Source organism: Thiobacillus sp. SCUT-2 (assembly GCF_035621355.1).
Taxonomy (GTDB): domain Bacteria; phylum Pseudomonadota; class Gammaproteobacteria; order Burkholderiales; family Thiobacillaceae; genus Thiobacillus; species Thiobacillus sedimenti.
In genome coordinates, this window is the sequence record NZ_CP141769.1 from 2,137,185 (window position 1) to 2,157,218 (window position 20,034).

Sequence of the window (20,034 nt, forward strand, 5' to 3'; positions counted from 1 at the left end):
GAAAGGTCAATTATTTCATAGCTTGGAGGGGGCAGGCACGGATTTTGTTTTCCCCCACGCGGCGTAGACGAGCCAGGCCAGCGCCGCACTCCCGGCAGCGAACGTGAAGGTCCAGGCCGGCCCCGGCGTCTCCCAGCTCAGGCCGCTCGCCAGCCCGCCGATGGTGCCGCCGACGCCGTAGGACAGGCTGGTGTAGAGCGCCTGGCCCCGGGCCTGGTGGCGGCCGCGGAAGTGATGATGGATCAGCGCCACGGCGGCGGCATGGTAGGTCCCGAAGGTGAAGGCATGCAGCGTCTGCGCGCCCCACACCAGCCAGGGCGACTCGACCCCCCAGGCGATCAGCAGGAAGCGCACGACGGCCAGCGCAAAGCTCGCCAGGATCAGCCGGCGCGCCGTCACGCGCGCGAAGATGCGCGGGATGACGAGGAAGATGCCGATCTCGCAGATGACGCCGAGCGCCCACAGCCAGCCGACCGTCGACTTGTCGTAGCCGTGGTCGACCAGATAGATGGAATAGAAGGTGTAGTAAGGACCGTGCGTGACCGCCATCAACAGGCACGCGACGAGCAGCGACGCCACCTCGGGCCGCTTCACGACCTCCCAGATCGAGTGGGGGTCGTTCGCATGGGCGAGGATGTCCGCCTCGGGGATCACCCGCGCGAACGCCGCGATGCCGAGCATCACGGCCAGCACCGCCCAGGGCAGCCAGCCGATCGACACCTGGTCGAAGGCATAGCCCAGCCCCACCACCATGACGATGAAGCCGATCGACCCCCACAGGCGGATGCGGCCGTAGGCGTCGGTGCGGTCGCCCAGGTGCGACAGCGTCATCGCCTCGACCAGCGGCAGGGAGGCACTCCAGAAGAAGCTCAGCGCCGCCATCACGACGAACAGCCACCAGAAGCCGCTGCCGAGAAACACGCCGGCGAATGCCAGCACGCTGCCGAGCGCTGCCAGCTGCACGATCGCCGTGCGGCGGCCGGAGCGGTCGGCGATGTGTCCCCAGATGTTCGGCGCGAAGATGCGCATCACCTGCAGCAGCGACATCAGCACCCCGATCTGGAAGGCGTCGAAGGCCAGCGAGCGCAGATACAGCCCCCAGAACGGCGACATCGCGCCGACGAAGGCGAAGTAGAAGAAATAGAAACCGGACAGGCGCCAGTAGGGGACGTTGGACATGAACTCGGGTGGCCGCGGGAGCGGCGCGCTGCGCAGCGCGCATTATGCGTCCCGGGCCGGGTGGCTGAAAGCGCCCGCCCTCATTCCACCAGCGCCACCGGCGTGCGGCGGCCCGGACAGGCTTATTTCAGGACGAAGGTCAGCTTCATCCGCACCGTGTATTCGGCGATCTTGCCCTTCTTCACCTTGACGCTCTGGTCCATGACCCACGCGCCGGTGACGTTTTCCAGCGTCGCGGACGCCTTGGCGACGCCCTGCTTGATCGCGTCGTCGAAGCTCTTCTCGGAACCTGCCGTGATCTCGATGGTTTTTGCGATGCTCATGATGTCTCCTTCCGCTTGAACAGCCTGTTCCCGTATTCCGGCCGTCGCCCGGGGCCGGGAAGCCCGGGCGCAGCGCGCGACGGCCGCTATTTCATGTTGGAGCGCAGCCGGAGCGTCTCGCCGTCGACGGTGAACACGCCGTTGCCGCGATGGTGCAGCGTCTGCGGCTGCTTGATGGCCGTGTCGACCCACGCCTTGACGACCTCCAGGATGAAGAAGTTGTAGCGGTTCACCAGCCGCGTATCGGCCACCCGGCATTCGAGGTTCGCGTAGCATTCCTCAATCAGCGGCGCGCCGATCTCGGCGGCGTCGACCGGCGTCAGGCCGAAGCGGGCAAACTTGTCGACCTTGAGGCCCGAGCAGTTGCCGACGCCGACGACCTGCTTCGCCAGTTCGCGCGTGGGAATGTTGATGGCGCACTCCTTCGTCGCCCGCAGCGTCTCGAACGAGGCGTTGCGCCCGCTGATGACACAGCCGACGAGCGGCGGCTCGAATTCCATCATGGTGTGCCACGACATGGTCATGACGTTGGCGCGTCCCTTGCGGGCCGTGGTCACCAGCACCACCGGGCCGGGTTCCAGCAGGCCGTAGACCTTGGAGAGCGGATACGATCGTTTCGCCATGGCGAAGCTCCTTGCGCGGGACGCACACTCTCAGCTTAGTCGCTCACGCGCGCCTGACACAGACTGTCACAATCCGGAACGGTCGCGACACACCCCCGCCACACGCGCTCCCTACGATGCGTCCATCCCATGCACGCCGACGGCTGCTTGCGGATCTTTCAATCTGAAAAAGGAGTGACTCATGAAGCAAACCGCACACGCCCTGATCCTCGCCTCCCTGGCCGCCCTCGCCTCCGGCTCCGCGCTGGCCGACCACAACAGCCCCATGGGCGCCGGCTGGGCCAACATGCCGAATGACATCCACAACATCCAGATCGAGGACGACCTCAGCGGGACCGACTTCGCGGACGTCGTCAGCCAGGGGGCCGGCGCCGACACGGTGAACCGCTATCTCGACACGACCACGACCGTGTCGTCCGGGTCGGGCAGCAGCCGCTGACCGGCCGGGGGCCCTGCGCCTCCGCAAGCGTGCTAACGGGTCGCGCCCCCAGGGGCGCGACCCTGCCTGCATGACGCGAGGCGACCCAAACTCGCCTTGTATCCCGGCGCGTGCTGACCTAGGGTAAGGATATTCCTTGTAGTCACGAAGGAGATGACCATGCTGCACGTTTCGACCGACATCAATCAACTGATCCGCGAGCCCGTTGTCGACCCCGATTTTCCGCACGCGCCGCTCGACTGGGCGCGCGCCGACGCGGAACGGATCGCCCGCGAGGAAGGACTGAAGCTGACCAACGAACACTGGAACGTGATTCGCGCGTTGCAGCAGTACTACGTCCACCACGCCGACGACACCGTCATCAATCTGCGCGATCTGCACGACGCACTGGACGAGCGTTTCCACCAAGAAGGCGGACTCAAGTACCTGTACACGCTGTTCCCCGGCGGCCCGATCGCCCAGAGCTGCCGCCTCGCCGGACTGAAGGCGCCCTTCATCGCCAGCGACCGCAGCTTCGGCAGCGTCGCCTAGTCCTGTCCGTCCCTGACCGCCCTGCCTGGCGCCCGTCAGGCAGGGCGTTTTCGCGCCTGCGATTCCGTGCGCGAACCAATTCCGCCTTCTTCCTTCAAACACTCCGGTGTGCCGTTGTTTTTTCGATGCGGCACGCTGCATCATCAACAACGCCTCGCCCCTTGCGGGAGGCAAAAGGAGGACCATGGAGCGCCATCCCCACCTGATCGGCCTCGCCCACACGGTGCGACACATTCTTGGCCACGTCGGCGTCACCCTGCTGGCTGTCGGCATCGCGTTCTCGCTGCCCATGCTGGCGAAATACATCCTGTTCACCTGGTGGCCCATGGTGGAAGACGATTCTCAATTGCTGCTGATCAACGAGATCATCTTCGCCGCCGTCCTGGTGCTGTTGTTCAACTTCTTTCTCAGCGCCCGCCAAGGGCGGCTCAGCCAACGGATGAACCAGCTGGCCTCGCTGATTCACGTCCGCGAGGGCGGTGCACATGGGCATCGCAGCGACCGCCAGCTCATCGAGCGGATCACCGGTGCGCGCGACGTATCCGTGCTGTCGATCACCGGTTACGACACCTTCGTGGCCGATCAGCGCAAGCTGCACGACGTCATCGACCAGTGCTACGAGCTGCGGGTGATGCTGATGAATCCCTACGGCCCGGGTGCGATGCGACGCATGCAGTCGTTCGGAGACCCGGCGTCGCTGCTGGAACGCCACGCCGAGGAAACGGCCGCCGCGATCGCCCGGCTCTCGCGCCTGGCGGCCGCGGGCAAGCAGGTCATGCTGAAGTTCTATGACGAGCCGCCGTTCTGGAGCCTGATCGTGACCGGCGAGCACGTATGGGTACAGTACTGCCACGACGGCCAGCGCCTCGATGCGCAACCGGAATACGTGTTCGCCCTCGACAAGGAGCGGCCCACGCACGGACTGTTCTCGGCCTTTTACGTGCACTTCCTGAACCAGTGGAGTGCGCGCCACCCGGAGTACGACTTCGCCACCCGCGAGCTCGTCTACCGCGACCATCATGGCAACGAAGCGAGGCGCGTGCCGTTTCCGCCGTCGTCGGCGGAATACGAGGCGCCGCGGCTGGCGATGGCGGGTTGACGCCACCGCGCTGGCGCGGCCCGTGCGCTTGATCAATCGCGCGATTGCTCACATACTTGCGCCCATAATCGGTGCAGGGTCCCGTTTCCGCCCCGCGCCGGCACATGACGGCAGGTACCGGACTCCCTGTGGCCTCACTGACTTCCTCCCCGATGATCGACCTGCACGCGCTCAGGCTGGACGACGCCCGCGCGCTGCTCGAGCATGCGGGCCAGGACGGGGAGCGGGAAGCCGGGGAATCCGCTGCCGCCTACCTGCAGCGGATGATCGACGGTCTGTGCGAGCTCTCGCTCAGGGATCCGCTGACGGGACTCGGTAATCGCAGGCATTTCCTCGCCACGCTGGAGCGCGCCATCGAGGTGGTCGCACGATCGGGCGAATCGATCCTGCTGCTGCTGCTGGACATCGACCACTTCAAGCAGATCAACGACACCCACGGCCATCTGGCCGGCGACCAGGTGCTGCAGGCAGTCGCCGCCTGCCTGGCGCACTGCGTGCGGCCGATGGACACCGTGGTGCGCTACGGCGGCGAGGAGTTCGCGATGATCCTGCCCAACTGCCGCCCGACCTGCGGCCGCACCGTGGCCGAACGCGTGCGCCGCGCGGTCGAGTCGCTCTCGATCGCCGTGACGCCGCTGGTCACGCTGAAAGTCACGATCAGCATCGGCGGCGCCTATGCACCCGAATGGGTGCGCTCGACGACCGACCTGTGGATCGAGCGCGCCGACATGCAGCTCTACCGCGCGAAGGCCGACGGGCGCAACCAGGCATTTCTCGACCTGCCGCACGAGATTTCGGTCAGTGCCGAGGAAAAAGGCCTGCTTTTCAGCCATTTCGCCGGCGACGCGGCGCCGACCGATGAGGCCGCCGACCCCGCCATCCAACCCCGGGTGAACGCATGACCGATCTGCTCGCTCCCGTCGCCGACGCCCCCGACACGACCGCGCTGCCGCTGCGCCCCCTAGGCAAGGTCGTCGCCGTCACCAGTGGCAAGGGCGGCGTCGGCAAGACCTTCGTCTCCGCCAACCTCGCCGCCGCGCTGGCCAAGCGCGGCCACAAGGTCCTGGTGCTCGATGCCGATCTCGGCCTCGCCAACCTCGACGTGGTGCTCAACCTCTATCCCAAGCTCACGCTCCATGACGTCCTCACCGGCAAGGCGCGGCTGGAGGAGGCCATCCTGCCGGCGCCGGGCGGCTTCTCCGTCCTGCTGGCAGGCTCCGGCATGGTCGAATATTCCCGCCTCACGCCCGAGGTTCGCGACGAGTTCCTGCGCATCGTGAGCGGGCTGGTGCCGCACTACGACATCGTGCTGCTCGACACCGGCGCCGGCATCTCCGACGTGGTGCTGTTCGCCGTCTCGCTTGCCTCCGAGGTGCTGATGGTCGCCACCCCGGAGCCGACCTCGCTCACCGACGCCTACGCGACCATCAAGGTGCTGGCAGGCCAGCAGCAGCGGCAGACCGTGCGCATCGTCGTCAACCAGGCGCCCCGCCCGGGCGCCGGCTTGCCGATCACCCAGCAGCTGCAGCAGGTCCTCGACCGCTTCGTCGCGACCGCCTCCGGCAAGCCGCCGCGACTGGTTCACATGGGCGACATCCCGGTCGACCCCGCGGTGCGCGAGGCGGTGATGCGGCGCAAGCTGCTGATGCAGCTCTCCCCCGGCTGTCCCGCCGGCCAGGCCATTTCGCAACTGGCCAGCCGCCTCGAACAGAGCGTGATGCCGCGGCTCGCCTAGCGCAGTCGCGCCTCAGCCAACCGCGGGGCCGGCCTTGACGAGGGCCATCACCTTCGCCACGTCCATGTGAAGCAGGGCGGCGATGTCCTCGAAGTCGTCCGGCAGCGCGGCGTCGTCCCAGCCGTGCGCCGAATGCCGCGCCAGGTTGACCGCCAGCGTGATGGTGCGCACGCGGCTGGTATGGCGATGCGCCGGATCGGCGAGATTGACCAGCAGTTCGGGCAGGCCCCATGCGACGGTCAGTTCGCGCTGCAGGTCGGCCAGAGGGAAGCCCAGCACCTGCTGCTGTGCGTCGGCGCTGCGCAGCGCGGCATCGGCGGCCTGCATGCGCTCGATCTCGATCATCCGCGCCGGACTGAAGCACCACATCAGCATCTCCGCGACATGCGTGAGCAGGGCCGACACCTGCACTTCCTCCGCATGAAGGTCGTGCTGGCGCAGGGCCCAGTCGAAAGCGTAGTACGCCGCGCGCTGCGCCCGCCGGACGGTGTGGAGCAGGCGCACCAGCGCGCCGCGCTGACCGGTCAGCAGGGTTTCGACCAGCGGCATCGCGGGCACGTCGCGGAAGAAGGCATCGAGCCCCATCATCAGCAGCGCCTGCTTGACGTCGACCAGTTCGTAGCTCTGGTTGCGGTGCTTGTGCGTCTGCATGTAGCGCAGCAGCTTGAGCGTCATCAGCGGGTCGTCGGTCACGACGTCGGCGACGCTGCGCGCGTTGAACTGCTTCTCGTCGTCCTGCAGGCGCGCCAGGGTGCGCGCCGTGTGCTGCAGCACCGGAATGTCGGCACGCCCGAGGAACGCGAGCCAATCCGCGAGGCCTTCCGGTTGCTGAAGCATCATTCCTCCTGTGCCCGGGCCGGTTCATGACTGCGGGGCCGCCGCCGGCACGGCCGGGCGCGTGTCGCGGAGAGGGCCCGACTCGTACCCGACCGACCCGGGTCCCCTACGGGATGTATCGGCCGCCCCTGCCTGGGCTTGAGCGCAAGCCGGCGGCGCGCCCTACTTCAGGTTGCTCGATGAGAACAGCAGGACCTGGCCGCCGAGGAAATTGACGTGCACGCTGCGCTCGCCGTCGCGCCAGTCGCAGCTGCGCACGCCCATCACGTCGTCGCAGCGGTCGGGCGGGCCGATCAGCCGGGTGACGTCGTCGTAGGACATCCCCACGCTGATCTGGTTGTAGTGTTCCAGGGTGAGCTTGCTGCACCCGATCAGCGCCAGCAACAGTCCCAGCAGCAAGGTCGTGCGAAGGTTCATCGAGCGCTCCGGAAGGGGACGAAGGAAGGCGTGGCCGGCGGCCTCGCCAGGGTCACGTGGTCGAGGCGGGCCGCACCCGCGCCAGGTAGTTGTTCGCCAGCGCCTTGTACAGGGGCCGCGGGCACACGATGCGGGACGCCGCGGTCGCGAGCAGCGTGGCGAGCATCAGCGGCACGACCATCGCGTGGTTGTCGGTCATCTCCATCACGATGACGAAGGCCGTGATCGGCGCCTGCACCACGCCGGCGAAATAGGCCGCCATGCCGATCACGATCAGCGGCCCCGTATTGGCCTCCCCGAGCAGGCCCGCCACGGTGTGGCCGATGCCGGCGCCGGCCGACAGGCTCGGCGCGAACAGGCCGCCCGGGATGCCGCTGACGAAGGACACGAAGGTCGCCAGCATCTTCCACAGGCCGTATCCCGCAGACACCTCGCCCGAGCCTTCGATCAAGTGCTTCGCCTCGGCATAGCCGCTGCCGTAGACCGCGCTCCCGGACGCAAGGCCGGTCAGCGCCAGCGCGAGTCCGCAGACGGCGGCGAAGGCGACCGGGTGTTCCCGCATGAAGGCGCCGGCGCGGCCCGGCAGACCATGCGCGGAGACGGCCAGCAGCAGCCGGCTGAACCCGCCGCCCAGCAGCCCGCCGGCGAGGCCGCACAGCAGCACGCCGAGCCAGGCCGACGTCCCGGCGAGGGTCTCGTGGGTCGCGCCGAAGTAGGTGTAGTTGCCCTGCACGTAGACCGCCGCCAGGCCCGCGATGATGACCGCGGTGACCAGCGTGCCGCTCGAGCGCTCCTCGAACGAGCGCGCCATCTCCTCGATCGCGAACACGACGCCGGCGAGCGGCGTGTTGAAGGCTGCCGCCACGCCGGCGCCGCCCCCCGCGACGATGAGGCCGCGCTCGAGCAGATGGCGGGGGAAACGGATCAGCCAGCGCAGGTTGTAGAGCAGCGCCGCCCCCACCTGCACGGTGGGGCCTTCGCGCCCCACGCTCGCCCCGCCCGCCACGCTCAGGCAGGTCAGCACCATCTTGGCCGCCGCCAGGCGCAGCGACAGCACCGTGTCGCGCGGGCCGCCCTCGTCCATGCGGATCGCGGCGATCGTCTGCGGGATGCCGCTGCCTTCCGCCCCCTTGAAGTAGCGCTGGGTGAGGGCCGCCACCGCCGCCAGCGTCAGGGGCGTCACCAGCAGGGGCAGCCACGGCGATACCGCCAGGATCTTGCGGAACACCACGTGCGCGAAGTCGCTGCTCAGCGCGAACCCCGTCGCCGCCAGGCCGACGACGACCGCGCCGCCCCAGAACAGCATGTGGCGCACCCACAGGCGCAACGAAAGCAGGCCGACGCGATGGCGTCGCTGGACATAGGGGAAACGGGATGGGCGCCAGCTCATGATGCCCCGATGATACCCGCGTGCCGCCCGACCTGTCGCGCGAGCCGCCTCGGCCGCACCTTTGCGCCCGCTCAGAACCAGAAGCTCGCGTCCTTCTGCAGGAACTCGGCGTGCGGCATGTAGTGCGAGCCGTCGCACGAGAACGTCGCGCTCACCATGCCGTTGAACAGGTTGATCGAGGCGACGCGCAGGTAGATCGTCGGATCGGTGAGGCGCAGCACGCTCAGCATGGACAGGATCCGCGCGATGGCCTGCTGCGGGATCGCCGCGTCGGCCGGGTAGGCGCGCGGCGGATACACGAGGCAGATGTCGGGGTCGCTCAAGGCCTCGTGGTCCAGCAGGCGATAGCGGAAGGGGTCGTCCACCGTCCAGATCGTCGCCACGCTGCTGGAGAAATGGACCTGGCACTGGAACACGCCGCGCAGCGTGAGCAATTCCTCCAGGATCGACAGCGCCTGCTCCAGATTGCGATCCAGCGGGCTCTCGACCCGGCACTGCTGGAACACCGTGCCGCGGATCGCCGGGTCGCCCTTCACCTGGCGCCAATCCTCCGGTTCATCGTAGAGCGCCGCCAGCACCGGCAGGTTGCGCAGATCGAAGTTGGCGCCGACGTAGCCCAGCGTCCCGCCGCCCCGCGTCACCGCCTGAAGCGCGGTCAGCGACGGCCGGTGATCCTTCTGGCCGATGTAGGCGTCCGAAAGCAGAAAGCCCCAGACGGGCACGGGCTCCTTCATGTAGGGCCGCTGCGAGCGGTCGCTGCCGAACTGGCCCGGAATGAGGCCGGTCGGAGCCACGCTGTTGCTGACCTGGATGCCGTCGGTACCGACGCAATAGAGCAGCGAGCAATGCGGCACGCTGGCCGCGTGCGCCCGCAGCACGTCATCGAGCGCATCGCATTGCCCCCACGCCGGCGCGCAGCCTTCCGCCAGGCGGGCGAGCGGCGCGCGCAGCATGCGCGCCAGCGCCTCGCGCTGCAGGTAGATGCTGTCCTTCCACGAGACATTCATGGGCCTGCCGACGATCCTCCGGTCGCGCACAACCGGTGATTGGATGGAAAACGCCGCCCGGAGTTCAACCGCGCCGGCGAGTACGGGATCAGGCCTCGGCGATGCGCCGTTCGATGTGGGCCAGGGCCGCCTCGACCTGGTCGACGAGGATCAGGCACAGGTCGCCCGCCTCGAGGCGGGCCAGCGCGGTGTCGATGGCGAGGAACTCGCCGGTGATCTTCTCGACCGCGCGGGTGCGCGCCGCGCCGCGCAGCCCTTCTTCCAGCAGCGCGACCACCTCGCCTTCGGCGCGGCCGCGCTGGCACTGGTCCTGATACAGCACCGCCTCGTCGAAGGCGGCGCCGAGGATGCGCGTCTGCTCGCGGATGTCCTCGTCGCGCCGGTCGCCGGCGCCGCTGATGACGACGACCCGGCGCCTGGCGGGCATGGCCTCGACCGCGGTAACCAGCGCACGAATGGCGTCCGGATTGTGCCCATAATCGGCAATGAGCGTCGCGCCGCGGTATGCGAAGCGGTTGAAGCGCCCGGGGGTGGTATGCGCATCGCTGTCGAAGCTGCGCAGGCCCGTGCGGATCACGTCCCAGTCGATCTCCAGCGCCCAGGCGGCGGCGACGGCGGCCATGACGTTCTCGATCTGGAAGCCGATCAGCCCGTCGCCGGTAAGCGGAATCTCCGCCAGCGGCAGGCGCGTCTCGGCCTCGCCCCACGACGCGGCGATGCAGTCGCCATCCCGATACACGACGCGCTTGCCCTGGGCGCGCTGGGCCGCGATGATCGGCTGATGCTGCTCGCAGGCGAAGAAGATCACCGTGCCCGGGCAGTGCACCGCCATGTCGACCACTTTCTGATCGCAGGCGTTGAGCACGGCGACGCCGTCGGGGGCGACGTTCTGCACCACGACCTGCTTCAGCACCGCGAGGTCCTCCGCCGTGGTGATGAAGTTGAGGCCAAGGTGGTCGCCGACGCCGATGTTCGTCACCACCGCGACCTTGCAGCGGTCGAACGCGAGCCCCTCGCGCAGCAGGCCGCCGCGCGCGGTTTCCAGCACCGCCGCGTCGACGTCCGGGTGCAGCAGGACGTTGCGTGCGCTCTTCGGGCCGCTGCAGTCGCCGGTATCGATGCGGCGTCCCTCGACGTAGACGCCGTCGGTCGCGGTCATGCCGACGCGCTTGCCGGCGAGCGCGAGGAAATGCGCGATCAGGCGTACCGTCGTGGTCTTGCCGTTGGTACCGGTCACGGCGACGACGGGGATCCGCCCATCCTCGCCCGCCGGGAAGATCGCCGAGACGATGGCCTCGCCCACCGGCTGGCCCTTGCCATAGGACGGCGCCAGATGCATGCGCAGGCCCGGCGCCGCGTTGACCTCGACGATCCCGCCGCCCTGCTCCTCGAGCGGCTTGTGCACGGTCATCGCGACGACGTCGACACCGCAGATGTCCAGCCCGATCATCTGCGCCGCCTCGACCGCACGCGCCGCCACCTCCGGATGGACGTCGTCGGTGACGTCGGTGGCGGTTCCCCCGGTGCTGAGGTTCGCGTTGTTGCGCAGGATGACGCGCTCGCCCATGGCGGGCACGGTCTCGGGCGTGTAGCGGTCCACCGCCAGGCGCGCGATCGCGATGTCGTCGAGGCGGATGCGCGTCAGCGAGGTGGCGTGCCCCTCGCCGCGGCGCGGGTCGCTGTTGATCTGGTCGACCAGCTCGCGCACCGTATGCACGCCGTCGCCGATCACGTGCGGCGGCTCGCGGCGCGCGGCGGCGATCAGCTGGCTGCCGACCACCAGCAGCCGGTGGTCGTGGCCGGGAATGAAGCTCTCGACCAGCACTTCCTCGCTGATCGCGGCGGCGGCACCATATACGGCCATGAAATGCTCGCGGGTCAGGATGTTGACGGTGACGCCCTTGCCCTGGTTGCCGTCGCGCGGCTTGACCACCACCGGCAGTCCGATCTCGCACGCCGCCGCCCAGCCCGCCTCGGCGTCGGTCACGACGCGCCCGCGCGGCACCGGCACGCCCGCGGCCTCGAGCAGCTTCTTGGTGAGCTCCTTGTCCTGCGCGATCGCCTCGGAGATGGCGCTGGTGCGGTCGGTCTCCGCCGCCTGGATGCGGCGCTGGCGGCTCCCCCAGCCGAACTGGACGAGACTGCTCTCGGCCAGCCGGCGGACCGGGATGCCGCGCGCGAGCGCGGCCTGCACGATCGCGCCGGTGCTGGGGCCGAGGCGGATGTCCTCGTCGAGTTCGCGCAGCCGCGCCAGCGCGCCTTCCAGGTCGAACGGCGCGTCATCGCGTGCGGCGCGGCACAGCGATTCGGCGAGTTCGAGCGCCAGCCGCCCGACCGCCTCCTCGCTGTACTCGAAGACGGCCTGGTAGGTGCCGGGCTCCACGGTCGGCGCGGTCACGCAGAAGCTGACCGGACAGCCGGCCTGCGCCTGCAGGCCGAGCGCGGCGAAGGCCAGCACGTGCGCCACCGAGATGTCGTCCTCGAAGCCGATCGGCCGCATCGACCCGATCTCCGGGAAGCGCGCCCGCAGGCGTTCCTCGAAGCCGCCGAGCGAGCCGATCCGCGTCTCGTCGGCGGTGCAGTTGACCAGCGCCTCGATGGCCGTGTGCCGGCTCCAGAGGTTGGGGCCGCGCAGTGCCCGGATCCGTGAAATTTCCATGAACGCGTGTTCCTGTGGGGTCTTCGGCGGCACCGTCGCGCCGCCGCGTGGTGTTCCTTAGTGAGGGACCGCGAGCGCCGTGACCGGCCGTGACACGCAGGTTTCGACGCCGGCGCGGATCAGTTCGAGCGGGATGCCCAGGGCCCGTGCCACGCCCAGGGCCGCCAGCACGTGCAGCGGCTGCAGCGGCGGTTCGCCGGTTCGCGCCGGCAACGCCGCCAGGTCGAAGACCGGCGTTTCGCTGTCGCCGGCCGCGACCACGAAGCGGCCGTCGCGCAGGATCACCGCCGAGCCCCCGCGCGCCCGGTGCGCGGCAATCACGGGCAGGTCCGGCTCCAGCGCGTAGAACACGACGGCGCCGTCGCACAGTTCGGCAAGCTCGGCCACGGCCGGGTCCGCCGCATGCAGCACGGCCGCGCCGTCGGGCAGCACGACGTCGACCTGGGTGCGCATCACGGTGTGCATCTGCCCGGGTTCGCGGATGTAGTACTCGGCGAGCGACGCCTCCATCCGCATATCGGTCACCACGCCGACCAGGCAGCGATCGTAGGCGTAGCCCTCGGCGAGGATGGCGCGCGCATCGTGCTCGAACACCGCCGCGTCCAGCCCGCGATTCATCAGAAGCTGCTGGCCCGTTCGCCAGTCCGCGCAGTTGCCCGCGCGGACCAGCCGCTGGCCGACGTAGAGGCCGTCGCGGCTGGCAAGCCCGGTGCGCTTGCCGGTGCAGGTGATCAGCTGGCTGACCAGATGCGCGATGGCGGTCGTCCCGTCCGAACCGCTGATGCCGACGAGCGGAATGCGGCCGGTCTCGCCATGGGGAAACAGGTGGTCGGCGATGGCCTGGCCCACCGGGCGGGGCGTCCCGGCCGCGGGCTTGAGATGCATCAGCAGCCCCGGCCCGGCGTTGACCTCGACGATGGCACCGCCCTGCTCGTCGAGCGGACGGGCGATATCCGCGGCGACCAGGTCGATGCCGGCGATGTCGAGCCCCACGACCCGCGCGGCACGCGTCGCCGTTTCGGCCACGCTCGGATGCAGCCGGTCGGTGACGTCGAACGCGACGTTGCCGTTGCGCTGGACCAGCACGCGCTGCCCGGCAGCCGGGACGCCATCCGGCGCGAAGCCCTGGCGCGCCAGTTCGAGGCCGATCGCCGGTTCTTCGTCGAGCGAGATGCGGTTGAGCGGATAGTCTTCGGCCTCGCCGCGACGGGGATCGGTATTGAGCTGGCTGTCGATCAGCTCGACCACGGTCGAGCGCCCGTCGCCGGTGACCCACACGGCCTCGCCGCGTGCGGCCGCGACGACGCGCGAACCGACCACCAGCAGGCGATGCTCGTTACCCGGCACGTAGCGCTCGACAATGACCTCGCTGCCCTCCGGCAGCGCCAGCCGGTAGGCTTCCTCGACATCCTCGCGCGTGGTGAGGTCGAGCGAGACGCCGCGACCATGGTTGCCGTCGACCGGCTTGACCGCCACCGGCAGCCCGATGTCCTGCGCCGCCTCCCACGCGTCCTCCGGGCTTTCGACCACGCGGCCCTCCGGCACCGGCACGCCGCACGACGCCAGCAGCCGCTTGGTGAGGTCCTTGTCGCCCGCGATGCCCTCGGCGATCGCGCCCGTGAGATCGGTCTCCGCGGTCCAGATGCGGCGCTGCCGCGCGCCGTAGCCGAGCTGGACGAGATTGCCCTCGGTCAGGCGGATGGACGGAATGTGGCGTTCGGCGGCGCCATCGACGATGCAGGCCGTGCTCGGACCGAGGCAGCGCCGGTCGGCCAGTTCGCGCAGTCGTTCGATGGTGCCGGCGACGTCGAAGGGGAGGTCGTCGATCGCAGCCAGCAGCAGATCGCGCGCCGCCAGCAGGCAGGCGCGCCCGACCGCTTCGTGGCGGGTGCGTACCGCCACCTTGTAGACGCCCCGCTCGCCGGCTTCGCGCGCCTTGCCGAAGCCGACCTTCATGCCGGCGAGGTTCTGCAGTTCGATCGCCAGATGTTCGAGGATGTGCGCCGCCCAGGTGCCCTCGCGCAGCCGCTGCAGGAAGCCGCCGCGCTCGCCGACGCCGCAGCGATGCTCGACGAGGCCGGGAAGCCAGGCGGTCAGGCGCTCGTAGAGGCCGGGAAGGGTGTTGGAAGGGGCGTCCTCGAGGTCGCCGATGTCGACCCAGGCTTCGAGGACCGGCCGGTAGGTCCAGATGTTCGGCCCGCCCAGATAGGTGACGCGCAGAAATTTGATGGTGTGGCTGCTCATGTCGCTGGCGGCAGGGCCTTACGGAGAGATAGAGGTCAATCTAGTCTATTTATGGATTGCGGTTCGGGGCATTGTCTTGGCAATGGATCCTCTCCCTTTGTGAAGATCGCGTTACACGAAACCACACCGCACAGCATACAATAAACGCCGCCTCGGCGTGGCGGCCAGCGGCATCGGAATTGCCTCGAAATGCCCCGCCCATGGCCAAAACGCTTGCTCGGGCCCGTGCCGTCAAGGCCGATCCGGGAGCACCCCATAACTCATGACCCCCATGCCCACTCCACAACCCGGCCCCTCCGCGAACGTGCCCGACGCCTGGCGAGCCGCGCTCGGCCCGCAGCTGGAACCGGGCGAACAGGTCCTGGCGACGCTGGAGCTCGACCTCGACCCGCGCTTGGCCTTTGCCGCCGGGCTGGTGGTGCTGACGTCCGGGCGGCTGCTGGCGCGGACGCCGGGACGCGAAGGCTGGGAGGCGTGGCCGCTCGAAGCGGGCCTCGCCCTGCAGCATCGCGACCATGGCGGCGTCGGCACGCTGGAACTGCACGACGCCCGCGCGCGCCTCGCCGCGTGGCGCTTCACCCTCGCCCACAACGTCTCGGCCGTGCGGCTGCACGACCGCTTCGCGGAACAGCTCGCCGCGCACCTGGCAGGTACGCCCACCGCGCCGCGCGAGGAGCTCGCCTGCCCGACCTGCGGCGCGCCGCTGGAACCCGAGCAGGAGGAATGCCCGGTCTGCAGCCGCGAACTGCGCGAGGCGCCGTCGACCTGGACGCTGCTCCGCCTGTGGCGGTTTGCCCGCCCCTACAAGCATCCGCTGCTGGCGGGCTTCGTGCTGACGCTGGCGTCCACCGGCGCCACGCTGGTGCCGCCCTACCTGACCATCCCGCTGATGGACGAGGTGCTGATTCCCTACGGGCAGGGCCATCCGATCGACACCGGGCTGGTGGCGCTGCTGCTCGCCGGCCTGCTTGCGTCAGCCGTGGTCGCGTGGGGCCTCGGCTGGGCGCGCACCTACATCCTCGCGCTGGTGAGCGAGCGCATCGGCGCCGACCTCCGCACCACGACCTACGAGCACCTGCTGCAGCTCTCGCTCGAATACTTCGGCGGCAAGCGCACCGGCGACCTGATGGCGCGCATCGGCTCCGAGACCGACCGCATCAACGTCTTCCTGTCGCTGCACCTGCTCGACTTCGCCACCGACGTGCTGATGATCGCGATGACGGCGGCGATCCTGTTCTCGATCAACCCGGCCCTGGCGCTCGTCACCCTGCTGCCGCTGCCCTTCATCGCCTGGATGATCCACGTCGTGCGCGACCGCCTGCGCACCGGCTTCGAGAAGATCGACCGTGTCTGGTCCGAAGTCACCAACGTGCTCGCCGACACCATTCCCGGCATCCGCGTCGTCAAGGCCTTCGCGCAGGAAGCGCGCGAGGCGCAGCGCTTCCGCGAGGCCAACCGCCACAACCTCGCGGTCAACGACCGTCTCAACAGGACCTGGTCACTGTTCTCGCCCACCGTCTCGCTGCTGACCGAGATCGGCCTGCTGGTGGTCTGGGCCTTCGGCATCTGGCAGGTCGCGCACGACGAGATCACGGTCGGCGTGCTGACCGCCTTCCTCGCCTACATCAGCCGCTTCTACACGCGGCTCGACTCGATGAGCCGCATCGTGTCGGTGACGCAGAAGGCGGCCGCCGGCGCCAAGCGCATCTTCGACATCCTCGACCACGTCTCCAGCGTGCCCGAGCCGGCCCGGCCGGTGCACCTGCCCCGGATCGAGGGTGGCATCGAGATCCGCGACGCGTCCTTCCGCTACGGCAACCGCGGCGTGATCCGCGGCCTCGACCTCGCCATCCGGCCCGGCGAGATGATCGGCCTGGTCGGCCACAGCGGCTCGGGCAAGAGCACGCTGGTCAACCTGATCTGCCGCTTCTACGACGTCAGCGAAGGCGCGATCCGCGTCGACGGCGTCGACATCCGCTCGCTGCCGGTTGCGGACTACCGGCGCAACATCGGCCTCGTGCTGCAGGAGCCTTTCCTGTTTTTCGGCACCATTGCCGAGAACATCGCCTACGGCAGGCCCGGTGCCGGCCGCGCCGAGATCGTCGCCGCCGCGCGCGCGGCGCATGCCCACGAATTCATCCTGCGCCTGCCGCAGGGCTACGACTCGCTGGTCGGCGAACGCGGCCAGGGCCTCTCGGGCGGCGAGCGCCAGCGCATCTCGATCGCGCGTGCGCTGCTGATCGACCCACGCATCCTGATCCTCGACGAGGCCACCTCGTCGGTCGACACCGAGACCGAGAAGGAAATCCAGAAGGCGCTCGACAACCTCGTGCGCGGCCGCACCACGATCGCGATCGCGCACCGCCTGTCGACGCTGCGACGCGCCGACCGGCTGGTCGTGATGGACCGCGGCCGCATCGTCGAGGTCGGCAACCACGACGACCTGATGGCGCGCGAAGGCCACTACTACCGGCTCTACCAGGCGCAGGCGCGCAACGTCGACACCGACCTCGACGAGCAGCCCGTCGCCGGCACCGAAGCCCGGCCCCCCGTGAAGAGCGAAGCGCCATGACCCCGATCGAGCTCACCCGCGATGCGCATGGACGCCTGCAGCTGACCACCGCCGACGGCGGCGTGCATGCCGTCGTCCCGGTGCGCGCCTTCCCCATCGCCGCGCCGGACGAAGGCATCGCGCTGGTCGGCGGAGACGGCCACGAGCTGGCCTGGATCGAGCGCCTCGCCAACCTGCCCGATGCGACGCGCCGGCTGGTCGAGGAGGAACTCGCCAGCCGCGAATTCATTCCCGAGATCCGCCGCCTGCGGCAGGTCTCGACCTTCGCGCTGCCCAGCACCTGGGAGGTCGAGACCGACCGCGGCGACACCCGCTTCGTCCTCAAGGGCGAAGAAGACATCCGCCGCCTCGGCGCCACGACTCTGCTGATCGGCGACAGCCACGGCGTCCAGTACCTGGTCCGCGACCTCACGCGGCTCGACAAGACCAGCCGCCGCCTGCTCGACCGTTTCATGTAATTCCCGAGAGACCACCATGACGCTCCCCCCCGCTGCCGGCGGCATCCTGATCCGCGCCGACAACCCTGCCGCCCTTGCCGCCGCGTGCCGCGACGGCCTCGCCTGGCTCGCCGCAGCGGGCCTCGATCGTCAGGTGGAGGTTTCTGAAGAAGGCCTCGCGGTGCGCTTCCGGCTGCAAGCAGACGCCGCGCGCGCCTGGGCGCCGGACTTCGACACCACCGGACTGTGCGAACGCATGGGACTCGATCCCGAGGGCAGCACCGCCGACCTCGACCGCGAAATCCTCGCCGCGATGCTGCTCGGGCCGGTCGCGTTCGAATTCCCCAGCGTCGACGAGGCGCGCTCGGCCGTCCACATCCGCCGCAACATCGTGCAGGCGGCGCGGCGCACCGCGCTCGACTTCCACACCACCGAGGCCGAGCGCCCGGCGGACTACTGGACCTACGTCGAAGGCAAGGGCTTCACGATCCTGCCGGGACGCTCGCTGACCGAGGGCCTGGTCAAGGCGACCCAGCCCGAGGTGTCGGGTCAGCTCTACGCCTTCTCGTGCTATCGCGCGACCGAGTACGTGATCCTGCTCGCCATCGCGCAGGAGCTGGCGGCCGTCAACGCCGAGCTGCTGGCGCGCCTGCAGCGTCAATGGGAAGCGCGCCCCATCATGTCGGGGCAGTTCCACGACGTCTTCCTGCACGAATACGGCTCGATGGAGTCGCCGCTGCCGCCGAAGTACTACGTGCCCGGCGACCGCCTGTGGTTCCGCAATCCGGACGCGCGCTCGGCCGACGTCACCGGCTACGAGGGCTCGTGGGTGTTCTATCTGGGCCGCGGTCTCTTCACCAATTTCTGGAAGCGCGACCAGCCTTTCACCCTCGCGGCGAAATGCCTCGAGATCTACCACTGGCGCGACGGCGCCTATGTCGACGCCAGCGGCGAAATGCAGATGGACGAGACCGTCGTCGAGGCACGCGTGCGCGCCACGCAGAACGATCCGGTGGAACGCGAGCGCATCCTCGAACGCATGCTGCGGCTGCGCGATCCGAAGGGCGTCTACGCGGAAGGGGGCTGCATCGACACCTCGCGCGAGTATCCGCGCTGCGTCCGCCCCGGCACCGCCGACATCCGCCTGCCCGAGCCACGGGTCGCGGCCCTGTGGCGCCAGATCCGGGATCGCGTCCGCGCGCAGGCCCGCCTGAAGCTCGCAGCGTGCCTCGGCCTGCCGCTGCTGATGCCGACCCACCACGCGGCGGCCGCCCACTCGATCGCCGACGAGCTCCGCCATGCGACGCCGGCCGCGCAGGTCGTCGAGGTCGAAGCCCAACTCGCGGGCTGGCTCGACGCGCTCGGCGTCCGCCGCCCCTGAGACGACCCGGCCGGCCGACGGCGGGCGCTACTGGTAGACCCGGCCATCGTGCCGGAGCCAGCCATCGGGATGGCGGCCATGCGGATCGCGATGGGTCCAGTGGATCACGCCGCCCTTCGGGTTCCATTCGTATTCGCCGTAGAACGCGACCGTGTCGCCGACACGCAAGGCATCGAGGCGCGGCGCGAGGTCGATGTTGTGCGCCACCAGTACGGTGCGCCCGGAAGCGAGCCGCAGGATGAAGCGCTGGTGCCGGCTGCCGTCGCGGTCGTCGCGCAGCATCCTCGCCACCGTTCCCTCGCCCGCCACCTGAACCCGGCTCAGGCGTTGCGTGAACGCCCTGTCGAGAACGGCGTCGCCCTCGGCTGCGGAGGTGGACGGGCCGGGCGTGACGGGCGTGGGTTCGGAGCGTGGCAGCGTGCCAGCGCCTGGCGCCCAGGCGAAATAGGCCGCCGCCGCCAGCGCCGCCAGCAGCAGGAATCTGTTCATGGCCGGTCCGGGTTGATCATCGGGGCGTCCGCGCCGTGCGGACAGCGCGGCATCCTGCCACAAAAAAAAGCCCAGGGCGCGGCCGGACGCAGGCACCGCCGTACCGTCGCCGGCTCCGGACAGGGAAATCGCCGATTTTTCAAAGGATTGCGCAAGACCGGTCGCATGCTGTCGCCGCCCGGCGACGCCGACGTCCGACTCGACACCGGCTGCAAAGAGGTCAACCTATTGATAACAAAGAGCAATTCAGACATGGCACAGCCTGTGCTGTACGTGGGGTGGCATGCGATGCGCATGCCGGACTTTCAATCCTCGAACTCAACCCAAGGAGCATTTCCATGAAGCAAAACATGCCTTCGATTTCCCGCAAGCTGCTGTCCCTGATCACGGCCGGCGCCGCGAGCGCCGTTGTCGCCGGCACCGCCCTGGCGGCAGGCGCGGGTATCGGCGTCAACGCCGACGTCGGCGCGGGCGCCCAGGCGGGCGGCGCGGCCGACGCCCACATGAGCACCACCGGCAGTGCAAACGGCAATGCCCAGTGGCAGGATGGATCGACCCGGGGCGCCGACCGTGCCGCCGAGCGCATGAACGCGCAAGGCGCCGCGGCGGGTGGCGCCGCAGCCGATGCGGCTGCGGCGGGCAGCCTGCACGGCAAGGGCAAGCGCTGAGCCG

Annotated in this window: 20 protein-coding genes; 10 read left to right on the forward strand and 10 right to left on the reverse strand. The window is 69.3% G+C overall.

Annotated features, from left to right (window positions below; all coding sequences use genetic code 11):
• Positions 1-15 precede the first annotated feature (15 nt).
• From VA613_RS10590 to VA613_RS10600, 3 genes are all read right to left on the reverse strand, one after another.
• Complete coding sequence (locus VA613_RS10590) at positions 16-1,179, reverse strand: MFS transporter (RefSeq protein WP_324778981.1); 1,164 nt, start codon at positions 1,177-1,179, stop codon at positions 16-18.
• A gap of 122 nt (positions 1,180-1,301) precedes the next feature.
• Complete coding sequence (locus tag VA613_RS10595) at positions 1,302-1,502, reverse strand: dodecin family protein (RefSeq protein WP_324778982.1); 201 nt, start codon at positions 1,500-1,502, stop codon at positions 1,302-1,304.
• An 86-nt stretch (positions 1,503-1,588) separates the two neighbouring features.
• Positions 1,589-2,125 carry a flavin reductase family protein gene (locus VA613_RS10600; RefSeq protein ID WP_324778983.1) on the reverse strand — a complete coding sequence of 179 codons (537 nt, stop codon included), beginning with the start codon at positions 2,123-2,125 and terminating at the stop codon, positions 1,589-1,591.
• 181 nt (positions 2,126-2,306) lie between these two features.
• On the opposite strand from VA613_RS10600, the gene VA613_RS10605 reads away from it, so the two are divergent.
• The 5 genes from VA613_RS10605 to VA613_RS10625 all read left to right on the forward strand — a co-directional run bounded on the left by VA613_RS10605 (position 2,307) and on the right by VA613_RS10625 (position 5,929).
• Positions 2,307-2,564, forward strand: a complete 258-nt coding sequence (locus VA613_RS10605; protein WP_324778984.1) for a hypothetical protein — start codon at positions 2,307-2,309, stop codon at positions 2,562-2,564.
• 159 nt (positions 2,565-2,723) lie between these two features.
• A complete protein-coding gene (locus tag VA613_RS10610) occupies positions 2,724-3,095 on the forward strand; it encodes a TusE/DsrC/DsvC family sulfur relay protein (protein ID WP_324778985.1) in 372 nt (123 codons plus the stop codon).
• Positions 3,096-3,279: 184 nt separating this feature from the next.
• Positions 3,280-4,194 (forward strand): hypothetical protein, encoded by a 915-nt coding sequence (locus VA613_RS10615; RefSeq protein WP_324778986.1) that lies wholly within the window; start codon positions 3,280-3,282, stop codon positions 4,192-4,194.
• Positions 4,195-4,346: 152 nt separating this feature from the next.
• A complete protein-coding gene (locus tag VA613_RS10620) occupies positions 4,347-5,096 on the forward strand; it encodes a GGDEF domain-containing protein (RefSeq protein WP_324778987.1) in 750 nt (249 codons plus the stop codon).
• Entirely contained in the window at positions 5,093-5,929 is an 837-nt protein-coding gene (locus tag VA613_RS10625) for a MinD/ParA family protein (protein ID WP_324778988.1), read from the forward strand. The genes VA613_RS10620 and VA613_RS10625 overlap by 4 nt, the downstream gene beginning before the upstream one ends.
• Positions 5,930-5,941: 12 nt before the next feature.
• Here VA613_RS10625 and VA613_RS10630 read toward each other — a convergent pair whose 3' ends face one another.
• The 6 genes from VA613_RS10630 to VA613_RS10655 form a co-directional block, all read right to left on the reverse strand.
• A complete protein-coding gene (locus VA613_RS10630; protein WP_407702842.1) occupies positions 5,942-6,769 on the reverse strand; it encodes an HDOD domain-containing protein in 828 nt (275 codons plus the stop codon).
• Positions 6,770-6,928: 159 nt separating this feature from the next.
• Positions 6,929-7,183 (reverse strand): hypothetical protein, encoded by a 255-nt coding sequence (locus VA613_RS10635; protein ID WP_324778990.1) that lies wholly within the window; start codon positions 7,181-7,183, stop codon positions 6,929-6,931.
• 52 nt (positions 7,184-7,235) lie between these two features.
• A complete protein-coding gene (locus VA613_RS10640) occupies positions 7,236-8,573 on the reverse strand; it encodes a chloride channel protein (protein ID WP_324778991.1) in 1,338 nt (445 codons plus the stop codon).
• Positions 8,574-8,644: 71 nt separating this feature from the next.
• The gene (locus VA613_RS10645; RefSeq protein ID WP_324778992.1) at positions 8,645-9,580 is read right to left on the reverse strand and encodes a PDC sensor domain-containing protein; all 936 of its coding nucleotides are present in this window, start codon (positions 9,578-9,580) and stop codon (positions 8,645-8,647) included.
• An 88-nt stretch (positions 9,581-9,668) separates the two neighbouring features.
• On the reverse strand, positions 9,669-12,239 hold the full coding sequence (cphA, locus tag VA613_RS10650; protein WP_324778993.1) for a cyanophycin synthetase: 2,571 nt from the start codon (positions 12,237-12,239) through the stop codon (positions 9,669-9,671).
• 57 nt (positions 12,240-12,296) lie between these two features.
• On the reverse strand, positions 12,297-14,483 hold the full coding sequence (locus tag VA613_RS10655) for a cyanophycin synthetase (protein WP_324778994.1): 2,187 nt from the start codon (positions 14,481-14,483) through the stop codon (positions 12,297-12,299).
• A 271-nt stretch (positions 14,484-14,754) separates the two neighbouring features.
• Between VA613_RS10655 and VA613_RS10660 the strand changes: the two genes are divergently transcribed.
• Genes VA613_RS10660 through VA613_RS10670 form a run of 3 tightly spaced genes read left to right on the forward strand, consistent with a single transcriptional unit; the run spans position 14,755 to position 18,873 of the window.
• Positions 14,755-17,055 carry a cyanophycin metabolism-associated ABC transporter gene (locus tag VA613_RS10660; protein WP_324778995.1) on the forward strand — a complete coding sequence of 767 codons (2,301 nt, stop codon included), beginning with the start codon at positions 14,755-14,757 and terminating at the stop codon, positions 17,053-17,055.
• A complete protein-coding gene (locus VA613_RS10665; protein ID WP_324778996.1) occupies positions 17,052-17,513 on the forward strand; it encodes a cyanophycin metabolism-associated DUF1854 family protein in 462 nt (153 codons plus the stop codon). Before VA613_RS10660 ends, VA613_RS10665 begins: the two co-directional genes overlap by 4 nt.
• A gap of 16 nt (positions 17,514-17,529) precedes the next feature.
• Complete coding sequence (locus VA613_RS10670; RefSeq protein WP_324778997.1) at positions 17,530-18,873, forward strand: hypothetical protein; 1,344 nt, start codon at positions 17,530-17,532, stop codon at positions 18,871-18,873.
• Between the two features lie 27 nt (positions 18,874-18,900).
• Here VA613_RS10670 and VA613_RS10675 read toward each other — a convergent pair whose 3' ends face one another.
• Positions 18,901-19,362 (reverse strand): DUF3465 domain-containing protein, encoded by a 462-nt coding sequence (locus VA613_RS10675; RefSeq protein WP_324778998.1) that lies wholly within the window; start codon positions 19,360-19,362, stop codon positions 18,901-18,903.
• Positions 19,363-19,374: 12 nt separating this feature from the next.
• On the opposite strand from VA613_RS10675, the gene VA613_RS10680 reads away from it, so the two are divergent.
• Together VA613_RS10680 and VA613_RS10685 are read left to right on the forward strand one after the other, a co-directional pair.
• A complete protein-coding gene (locus VA613_RS10680; protein ID WP_324778999.1) occupies positions 19,375-19,704 on the forward strand; it encodes a hypothetical protein in 330 nt (109 codons plus the stop codon).
• On the forward strand, positions 19,701-20,030 hold the full coding sequence (locus VA613_RS10685) for a hypothetical protein (RefSeq protein WP_324779000.1): 330 nt from the start codon (positions 19,701-19,703) through the stop codon (positions 20,028-20,030). Before VA613_RS10680 ends, VA613_RS10685 begins: the two co-directional genes overlap by 4 nt.
• Positions 20,031-20,034 lie beyond the last annotated feature (4 nt).

Coding starts and splice junctions, on each gene's coding strand:
- VA613_RS10625 (WP_324778988.1), top strand. CDS start 5,093: ATGACCGATCTGCTCGCTCCCGTCGCCGACGCCCCCGACACGACCGCG.
- VA613_RS10665 (WP_324778996.1), top strand. CDS start 17,052: ATGACCCCGATCGAGCTCACCCGCGATGCGCATGGACGCCTGCAGCTG.
- VA613_RS10645 (WP_324778992.1), bottom strand. CDS start 9,580: ATGAATGTCTCGTGGAAGGACAGCATCTACCTGCAGCGCGAGGCGCTG.
- VA613_RS10605 (WP_324778984.1), top strand. CDS start 2,307: ATGAAGCAAACCGCACACGCCCTGATCCTCGCCTCCCTGGCCGCCCTC.
- VA613_RS10595 (WP_324778982.1), bottom strand. CDS start 1,502: ATGAGCATCGCAAAAACCATCGAGATCACGGCAGGTTCCGAGAAGAGC.
- VA613_RS10660 (WP_324778995.1), top strand. CDS start 14,755: ATGCCCACTCCACAACCCGGCCCCTCCGCGAACGTGCCCGACGCCTGG.
- VA613_RS10630 (WP_407702842.1), bottom strand. CDS start 6,769: ATGATGCTTCAGCAACCGGAAGGCCTCGCGGATTGGCTCGCGTTCCTC.
- VA613_RS10655 (WP_324778994.1), bottom strand. CDS start 14,483: ATGAGCAGCCACACCATCAAATTTCTGCGCGTCACCTATCTGGGCGGG.
- VA613_RS10640 (WP_324778991.1), bottom strand. CDS start 8,573: ATGAGCTGGCGCCCATCCCGTTTCCCCTATGTCCAGCGACGCCATCGC.
- VA613_RS10615 (WP_324778986.1), top strand. CDS start 3,280: ATGGAGCGCCATCCCCACCTGATCGGCCTCGCCCACACGGTGCGACAC.
- VA613_RS10620 (WP_324778987.1), top strand. CDS start 4,347: ATGATCGACCTGCACGCGCTCAGGCTGGACGACGCCCGCGCGCTGCTC.
- cphA (WP_324778993.1), bottom strand. CDS start 12,239: ATGGAAATTTCACGGATCCGGGCACTGCGCGGCCCCAACCTCTGGAGC.
- VA613_RS10590 (WP_324778981.1), bottom strand. CDS start 1,179: ATGTCCAACGTCCCCTACTGGCGCCTGTCCGGTTTCTATTTCTTCTAC.
- VA613_RS10610 (WP_324778985.1), top strand. CDS start 2,724: ATGCTGCACGTTTCGACCGACATCAATCAACTGATCCGCGAGCCCGTT.
- VA613_RS10685 (WP_324779000.1), top strand. CDS start 19,701: ATGAAGCAAAACATGCCTTCGATTTCCCGCAAGCTGCTGTCCCTGATC.
- VA613_RS10635 (WP_324778990.1), bottom strand. CDS start 7,183: ATGAACCTTCGCACGACCTTGCTGCTGGGACTGTTGCTGGCGCTGATC.
- VA613_RS10670 (WP_324778997.1), top strand. CDS start 17,530: ATGACGCTCCCCCCCGCTGCCGGCGGCATCCTGATCCGCGCCGACAAC.
- VA613_RS10675 (WP_324778998.1), bottom strand. CDS start 19,362: ATGAACAGATTCCTGCTGCTGGCGGCGCTGGCGGCGGCGGCCTATTTC.
- VA613_RS10600 (WP_324778983.1), bottom strand. CDS start 2,125: ATGGCGAAACGATCGTATCCGCTCTCCAAGGTCTACGGCCTGCTGGAA.